This is a genomic window from Nocardia cerradoensis NBRC 101014 (assembly GCF_000308535.1).
GTDB classification, from domain to species: domain Bacteria; phylum Actinomycetota; class Actinomycetes; order Mycobacteriales; family Mycobacteriaceae; genus Nocardia; species Nocardia cerradoensis.
Map to the genome: position 1 here is coordinate 1 of NZ_BAFW01000247.1, position 7,659 is coordinate 7,659.

The following is a 7,659-nucleotide window of genomic DNA, read 5'->3' on the forward strand; positions in this document are numbered from 1 at the left end:
TACGACCGCGAGCGCCGGGCGGGCGCGGCGGCTGCTGCTCGCCCTCGCCCTCCGAGATCGCCGACCGGCGGGGCGGATCACGCCGCCCTCCGCGGTCCACCGCATCGGATGCCGGACGCTCGCCGGAGTCACGCGTGTCGCCGGGCCGGGGGCCGGCCGGTGCGTCGGTGCCGCCGCGCCGGGTGTCCGCGCGGTCGATGCCGTCCGCGTCGTCGTGCGCGAAACGGCCCTGACCGCCGCGTGCTTCGCCGTCCCGGGGACGGGGTGCGCGCTCCTCGCGGAAATCCTGGTCGTCACCGAACCGGTCCTCACCGAACCGGTCTTCTCGACCGTGCTCGTCCTCGAACCGGTCCTCGAATTCGTCGTCGAAGCGGTCGAACCGGTCGCCGCGGCGATCGTCGTAGTCGTCGAAGTCGCCGCCGCGGGCCGGGACGATCGCCTCGTCGCGGTAGCGGTCGCCGTAACCCCGATCGGCTTCGCCCGGTTCGTCGGCGTTCGGACGCGGACGACCGGGATCGTGCTGATCGGATTCCAGGCGGCCGCGGTCGCCGCCGGCCACCGGCGGCAGCACATGCAGCAGACCCGAGAGCCGCAGCACGGAGTCGATCGCGGCCTCCCAGTCCTTGGCCGCGGTGCCGACCGGCAGCATGCCCAACGTCCAGTTGCCCTCACTCCACAACTGCTGCACGGTCGTCGGCAGCGTTTCGATGAAGTGGACCATCCGCTGGTCGACGGCGTGGCGGGCGACGTCCGGATTGGTCGCGAAGACCACGCGGTCGCCGATCGCGCCGAGCAGTTCCAGGTCGGCGTCCTTGGGCGGGGAGGCGGTTTTGAGGCGCAGGTCGATATCGATGTCCGAGCCGATCTGGCGGCGCACGGCGACCAGCGTCGCGGCATCCTCCAGATCGAACAGAACGAACTTCTCGCCCTTGCGATTACCGGAAACCACATCGATCGCGGACAGATACCCCAGTTTGGCCATCGCGCCCCGCCGCCAAGTCGATGCCAGCGAAGGTTCGACCGAAACGTAGGTGTATCCCTGGGATTTGGCCCAGACCTGCCGTACGTGTCCGGTCCGCTGCCGCTGCACGCGATCGAAATACAGCAATACGATCGCACCCACGAGTGCGATCGCCGCGAGGCCGAACCAGATTGCTGCTGTCATCGCACCCGAGTCTAGTGGGTACGGGCTGTAACATGGCCTCCGCTTCGCTCCGGCGGGTTCTCGGCCCCCCTACGCCGAGAACGAGCAGGGTGCCCGTCGCGCGGATAGACCCTCGCAGAGAAGTCGCCCTTGCGATCGCTGCTGTATCTACCGCGGCAGCTGGGTGCTGATGATGATCTTCGCCTTGATGGACCCGTCGGGGTTCTTGTCTCCCTGCACGACGACCATGTCACCCTGTTTCAGATCGGACACCTTCCCGGTGCCCATCGAGATGACCTGGGTGTCGGCATCGGTGTGCACGGTGACCGAGTTGCCCAGCAGCGACTGCAGCATGATGGTCGTCCCGTCGTTGCTGTTCACGGTCCCCATGGTCGCGCCGAGGCCGTCGATATCGCCGAGGCCCGGGAGCTGCGGGAGGCTCGGTTTCGCGCCGCCGGACGGGTTGGGCGGAACGACGGGGACGCGCGTCGGCGCGGGCCGGCCGGTGGCGGCCGCATCGGAGGACGAGGAGTCGTTGCCGGCGAGCAGCAGTCCGGCGGCGATTCCGCCCAGGACCACCAGGACGAAGACGGCCGCGGTCAGCGCGATCCACAGGCCGGTGCGGCTGCGGCGCGGCGGTTCGACGGGCAGCCCGGTCGGCCCGACCGCTCCCTGCGGGGCGGTGGTGCCGGGAGCGCCGGAACCGTAAGGGGGGTAGTCACCGGGTTCGCTGTACCCGGATTCGTACGCGCCCCATTGGCCGTCGTAGGGCGGGAGTTCGCGGGTGGCGTTCGGACCGGGTGATTGTTCGAAGTACCGGCCCTGATATTCCGGGTGGGACGGGAATTCGTAGGGCGCGGTGTGTTCGTAGGGCCCGGGATGTCCGTAGGGGCGAGTGCTCTCGTACGGCTCGGGGCTCTGACCGTACGCTTCCGAGTATTCCGTCGTGTGTGACGCGCCGTCGTCCGGATGCCGGCCCGAGGCGCCGAGCTTCTCGGTCGGCGTATCGGGTGAATCCGGACGCTGCGCCCACGGGTCGCTCGGATTCGTCATGCAAACCAGGGTAGGTGCAGATCGGCGTTGCTTCAGCGAAGTGCGCCAACCGGTGGATCGGGGCCGTCGGAATCGGGCGGATACGCCGAGGGCGCGGTGTGCGATCCCCTCACACACCGCGCCCCGGAATCGAGCCCGGTCCGTCACCGTCCGACGATCAGCCCGTCGCCGTCGGGTGCGACGTTGACCTTCACCAGATCGCCGTCGGTGACCTCACCGGCCAGCAGTTCCTTGGCCAGTGAATCGCCGATGGCCTGCTGGATCAGCCGGCGCAGCGGCCGGGCGCCGTAGACCGGGTCGTAGCCGCGCACGGCCAGCCAGAACCGCGCCGAATCGCTGACGTCCAGCTTCAGCCGCCGCTGCGAGAGCCGCTTCTGCAGTTGCGCCAGCTGGATGTCGACGATGTTCTCGAGCTGTTCCTCGTCGAGCGCGGAGAACATCACCACGTCGTCGAGGCGGTTGAGGAATTCCGGCTTGAACGCCGAGCGCACGGCGTTCATCACGAAATCCTTGTCGCCACCGGCACCCAGGTTGGAGGTGAGGATGAGGATGGTGTTGCGGAAGTCCACCGTGCGGCCCTGACCGTCGGTGAGCCGCCCCTCGTCCAGTACCTGCAGCAGGATGTCGAAGACGTCGGGGTGCGCCTTCTCGATCTCGTCGAACAGCACCACCGTGTACGGCCGTCGCCGGACCGCCTCGGTGAGCTGGCCGCCCTGGTCGTAGCCGACGTATCCGGGCGGGGCGCCGACGAGGCGAGCCACCGAATGCTTCTCGGAGTACTCGCTCATATCGATGCGGGTCATCGCGCGCTCGTCGTCGAACAGGAAGTCCGCGAGGGCCTTCGCCAGCTCGGTCTTACCGACACCGGTAGGTCCGACGAACATGAACGAGCCCGTCGGCCGGTTGGGGTCGGCGACCCCGGCCCGGGCGCGGCGCACCGCGTCGGAGACGGCGGTGACGGCCTCGGCCTGTCCGACCACTCGATGCCCGAGTTCCTCCTCCATCCGCAGCAGCTTCTGGGTTTCGCCCTCGAGCATGCGGCCGACCGGGATGCCGGTCCACGAGGAGACCACTTCGGCGATGTCGTCCGGGCCGACCTCCTCCTTGAGCATCACCTCGTCCTCGAGGCTGCCGCTGCCGGCCTTGCCCGCGTTCTTCTCGGCCTCGGCGAGCTGCTTCTCCAGCTGCGGGATGCGGCCGTAACGCAGTTCGGCGGCCTTGCCGAGATCGCCGTCGCGTTCGGCACGCTCGGATTCGCCGCGCAGCGCCTCCAGCTGCTCCTTGATCGTGCGGACCGAGTCGATGGCCTGCTTCTCGTTCTGCCAGCGCGCCATCAGCTGGTTCAGCTTCTCGCGGTCGTCGGCCAGTTCCTGGCGCAACTTGTCGAGTCGCTGCTTGGACGCCTCGTCGGTTTCCTTGGCGAGGGCGACCTCCTCGATCTCGAGGCGCCGCACCGCCCGCTCGACCTCGTCGATCTCGACGGGCCGCGAGTCGATCTCCATGCGCAGCCGGGAGGCCGACTCGTCGACCAGGTCGATGGCCTTGTCGGGCAGGAAGCGCGAGGTGATGTAGCGATCGCTGAGAGTCGCGGCGGCCACCAGCGCGGAGTCGGTGATCCGCACACCGTGGTGCACCTCGTAGCGTTCCTTGAGTCCGCGCAGGATGCCGATGGTGTCCTCCACCGACGGCTCGCCGACCAGCACCTGCTGGAACCGCCGCTCCAGGGCGGCGTCCTTCTCGATGTGCTGACGATATTCGTCGAGCGTGGTCGCACCGACCAGGCGCAGTTCACCGCGCGCCAGCATGGGCTTGATCATGTTGCCGGCGTCCATCGCCGATTCGCCGGTCGCGCCGGCGCCGACGATGGTGTGCAGTTCGTCGATGAACGTAATGATCTGTCCGGCACTGGATTTGATCTCCTCCAGCACCGCCTTGAGCCGTTCTTCGAACTCACCGCGATACTTCGCGCCGGCCACCATCGCGCCGAGGTCGAGCGAGACCAGCGTCTTCCCGCGCAGCGACTCCGGGACGTCACCGGCGACGATGCGCTGGGCCAGCCCCTCGACGATGGCGGTCTTACCGACACCGGGTTCGCCGATGAGCACCGGGTTGTTCTTGGTGCGCCGGCTGAGCACCTGCACCACGCGCCGGATCTCGGTGTCGCGGCCGATGACCGGATCGAGTTTGCCCTCGCGGGCGGCGGCGGTGAGATCGGTGGAGTACTTCTCCAGCGCCTGATAGGTGCCCTCGGGGTCCGCACTGGTCACGCGGGTGTTGCCGCGTACCGCGGTGAACGCCTCGCGCAGCGCGTCGGCGGTGGCGCCGTACTTCAGCAGCAGTTGCGAGACGTCGGAATCGCCCTCGGCCAGCCCCACGACGACGTGCTCGGTGGAGACGTACTCGTCACCGAGTTCGGTGGCGAGGCGCTGACCGGCGGTGAGCGCGGCGAGCGCTTCCCGGCCGAGTTGCGGCTGGGTGGTCGCGCCGGTCGCGCGGGGCAGCCGGTCGACGATGTCCTGCGCCTCGCGCCGCACCGTTGCCGGGTCGACCGCGACAGCCTTGAGCAGGGGGGCGGCGATGCCGTCGGTTTGATCCAGCAGCGCCACCAGCAAGTGAGCCGGACGAATCTCCGGATTTCCGGCGGCCGAGGCCGCCTGCAGGGCCGCCGTCAGGGCAGCCTGAGTCTTGGTGGTGGGGTTGAACGAGTCCACGATCACCTTCCTACGGTCGTCTCGCGTGGTTGTCGGTCAGGTCCGCGCGGGCCGCACGAACACTTCTGGACAGTTCAACGCGGTAGGAGTTGAGTCTGTTCCGCTCAAGTTTGACATATTCTCCGAACCTGTAGCCAATCGTTTCACCCTCGGCGGATCTGGGTAAAGTGATCCGCTCATCACCGTACGACCACGGTTTTTTCGGGGATACTGGTCCGCGGAGGCCGACGACACGGCAGTGGTGGTCGGACACATTGAAGGAAAGGAAGCTCGACGTCGTGGATGCGCGTTCGGCAGCGCTGGTCCGCGCCAACTTCCGATCGATCCTCGAGGCGCCGCAAGGGCCCGAACGGCTGATCGGCGCGTTTTACAGGCATCTGTTCGCGGAGGCTCCCGGCCTGCGCGACTTGTTCCCGCACACGATGGATATGCAGCCCAAGCGGGTGTGTACTGCCATCCAGTTCGTGCTGGATCATCTGGAGAACTGGGATCGCGCCCAGGGGTTCCTGGAACAGTTGGCCCTCGACCACCGCAAATACGGTGTCGAGGCGGCACATTACGATGCCGCCGGACGCGCGTTGCTCGCCGCCTTCGTCACCTACAACGGCCCGCTCTGGACACCCGATCTGGAGGACGGCTGGCGCGATATCGCGATCCTCATCTCCGCGTCGATGGCCATCGGCGCCAATTCCGATACCTCGCGACCGTATTGGGAAGCGACGGTGGTCGGCCATCGGCGCGTCCTCGACGACCTGGCGATCGTGCGCCTGCAGTCCGACGAGCCGATCCCCTATCAGGCGGGGCAGTACGTACCGGTCTCGATCCCGCAGCGGCCGAAGATGTGGCGGTATCTGTCCCCGGCCATTCCGACGAACCCGTACGGCGAGATCGAATTCCACGTCCGCAAGGTCCGCACCGGGTGGGTCAGTCCCGCGATCGTCGGCGAAACCGAGGTCGGCGACACCTGGTTGGTCGCCGGGCCGCTGGGCGGCCTGCACATCGACACCGAATCGCAGCGCGATGTGCTGATGATCGGCTCCGGCACCGGAATCGCGCCGCTGCGTGCCCAATTGATCGAGATGGGCCGGCGCGGCGTCAACCCGCGTGTGCACTTCTTCATCGGCGGCCGCTATCCGTGCGATCTCTACGACGTGGAGAACATGTGGCAGCTGTCGCTGAGCAATCCGTGGCTGACGGTGGTGCCGGTCTGCGAGAGCGATACGAATCCGTGGTGGCATCCGCATCCGCCCGCCGATCCGCCCTACGGCATGCATCGGCGGCTGATCGGGAATTTGGGCGCGGTCGTGGCCAGCTTCGGTTCGTGGTCGGATCGGCAGATCCAGATCGCCGGATCGGCGCGGATGATCGCCGACACCAAGCGTGCGCTGCTGGCGGTCGGCACCCCCGAACACATCATCAGCGCCGATCCGGTGTGAGCGGCAATCGGTAGGCAACCGGGCGCCCACGGCGTACCTTGGTGGGCGGGCCCGAACGCACGGGACCGGGCCCGGCACAAGACTTTTCGGACGCGGCACATATCCGCGGATCACAGGAGGAACGGTGACGTTGGGTCCGGATGAGACCGGGGAGATTCGGCTGGACGCACCGACGGAATGGTCGTCGACCGTCGTCGGACATCATCGGCTGCGCCACGATCTCGCGGTGGTCCGGTTGATCGGCGAATTCGTCCCGTTCGAACCGGGCCAGTCGGTCGAGGTCCAGATTCCGCAGCATCCGGGTATGCGACGCCGGCTGTCGCCCGCACTGCCGCCCTCCCTGGACGGCAAACTGGAATTCCACGTCCGCACCGTCCCGGGCGGATGGTGCAGCGGCTCGATCGTCACCGAAACGGCCCCCGGCGACGAGTGGCGGATCAGCGCTCCGGCGGGGTGGCTGAGCGTCGACCCCGGCACCACCGATCTCGTGATGATCGCCGGCGGAACGGGTTTGGCGCCGATGCGCTCTCTGCTGCTGGATCTGTCCCGTCGCCCGCAGCCGCCGCGCACCCATCTGTTCATCGGCGGACGCAGCCCGCGCGACCTCTACGCCTCCGACATGCTCTACCTGCTCGCCGGCGAGATGCCCTGGCTGACGGTGATCCCGGTGGTCGAGAGGGCCGAGGATCCGAACTGGGTCGACCAGTGGTACGAGAGTTGCCGCGTGGATGTCGGATTCGATGCCGACGAGATGCTCGAGGGCACGCTGGCCGATGTGGTGGGCGATATGGGCCCGCTGCTGCATCACCAGGTCCTGGTGTGCGGCTCGCCCGGCATGACCCAGGCCACGCTGGAAGTGCTGGTCAATACGGGCACGCCGGCGGAGGCGATTCGCTTCGACGGGCTCTGACCCGCTCCGGGACCCGCGGCGCGGACGTCTAGAGCAGCGGATCGTGGCGGATGTTCTCGGTGGGCGTGCCCGCCGCCATCAACCGGAATTTGGTGGTCTGCACCGTACTCGGTGATCCGACGATCTGGACATCGCAGTCCGACCAATCGCCGCCGCGGGCCACGACGGCTCCGATCTGTCCCGTTTCGCGCGGCGCTATGCCCGGCAGATCGGGTTCGATACGCTCGGGATGGTAGTACCACCAGGGGTTGTCGTCGCTTTCGGTGACCGGCACGACGGTGAGCCATTTGTTCGCGACGGCCAGCTCGCTCAGTGTCGGCAGATCGTAGAGATCGCACGGATGGTGGCCGCCGACGAAGAGATGGACCTTCGGATTGGATCTTCGTTGGGACATCGCCAGCAATT

6 protein-coding genes are annotated in these 7,659 nt (G+C 67.7%); 2 read left to right on the forward strand and 4 right to left on the reverse strand.

Going from position 1 to position 7,659, the window contains the following annotated elements; all coding sequences use genetic code 11:
• The 3 genes from ON23_RS39430 to clpB all read right to left on the reverse strand — a co-directional run.
• Positions 1–1,165 (reverse strand): TtfA family protein (locus ON23_RS39430; RefSeq protein ID WP_245556112.1); only part of this gene is annotated, 1,165 nt, incomplete at its 3' end.
• A gap of 147 nt (positions 1,166–1,312) precedes the next feature.
• Positions 1,313–2,197, reverse strand: a complete 885-nt coding sequence (locus ON23_RS26180) for a DUF5666 domain-containing protein (protein ID WP_039781448.1) — start codon at positions 2,195–2,197, stop codon at positions 1,313–1,315.
• A gap of 143 nt (positions 2,198–2,340) precedes the next feature.
• Positions 2,341–4,908, reverse strand: coding sequence for an ATP-dependent chaperone ClpB (clpB, locus tag ON23_RS26185; protein ID WP_039781453.1), 2,568 nt, complete (start codon positions 4,906–4,908; stop codon positions 2,341–2,343).
• Positions 4,909–5,186: 278 nt separating this feature from the next.
• On the opposite strand from clpB, the gene ON23_RS26190 reads away from it, so the two are divergent.
• A complete protein-coding gene (locus tag ON23_RS26190) occupies positions 5,187–6,344 on the forward strand; it encodes an FAD-binding oxidoreductase (protein WP_039781449.1) in 1,158 nt (385 codons plus the stop codon).
• Positions 6,345–6,468: 124 nt separating this feature from the next.
• Entirely contained in the window at positions 6,469–7,254 is a 786-nt protein-coding gene (locus ON23_RS26195; RefSeq protein ID WP_083904244.1) for an FAD-binding oxidoreductase, read from the forward strand.
• 28 nt (positions 7,255–7,282) lie between these two features.
• Here the strand turns inward: ON23_RS26195 and ON23_RS26200 are convergent.
• Positions 7,283–7,659, reverse strand: a 377-nt coding sequence (locus ON23_RS26200) for a ferredoxin reductase domain-containing protein (RefSeq protein ID WP_505768029.1), incomplete at its 5' end; no start/stop codon positions are given.

Bases quoted from the DNA above. Each gene is read 5' to 3' on its own strand.
- ON23_RS26180 (WP_039781448.1), bottom strand. From the start codon at position 2,197: ATGACGAATCCGAGCGACCCGTGGGCGCAGCGTCCGGATTCACCCGAT.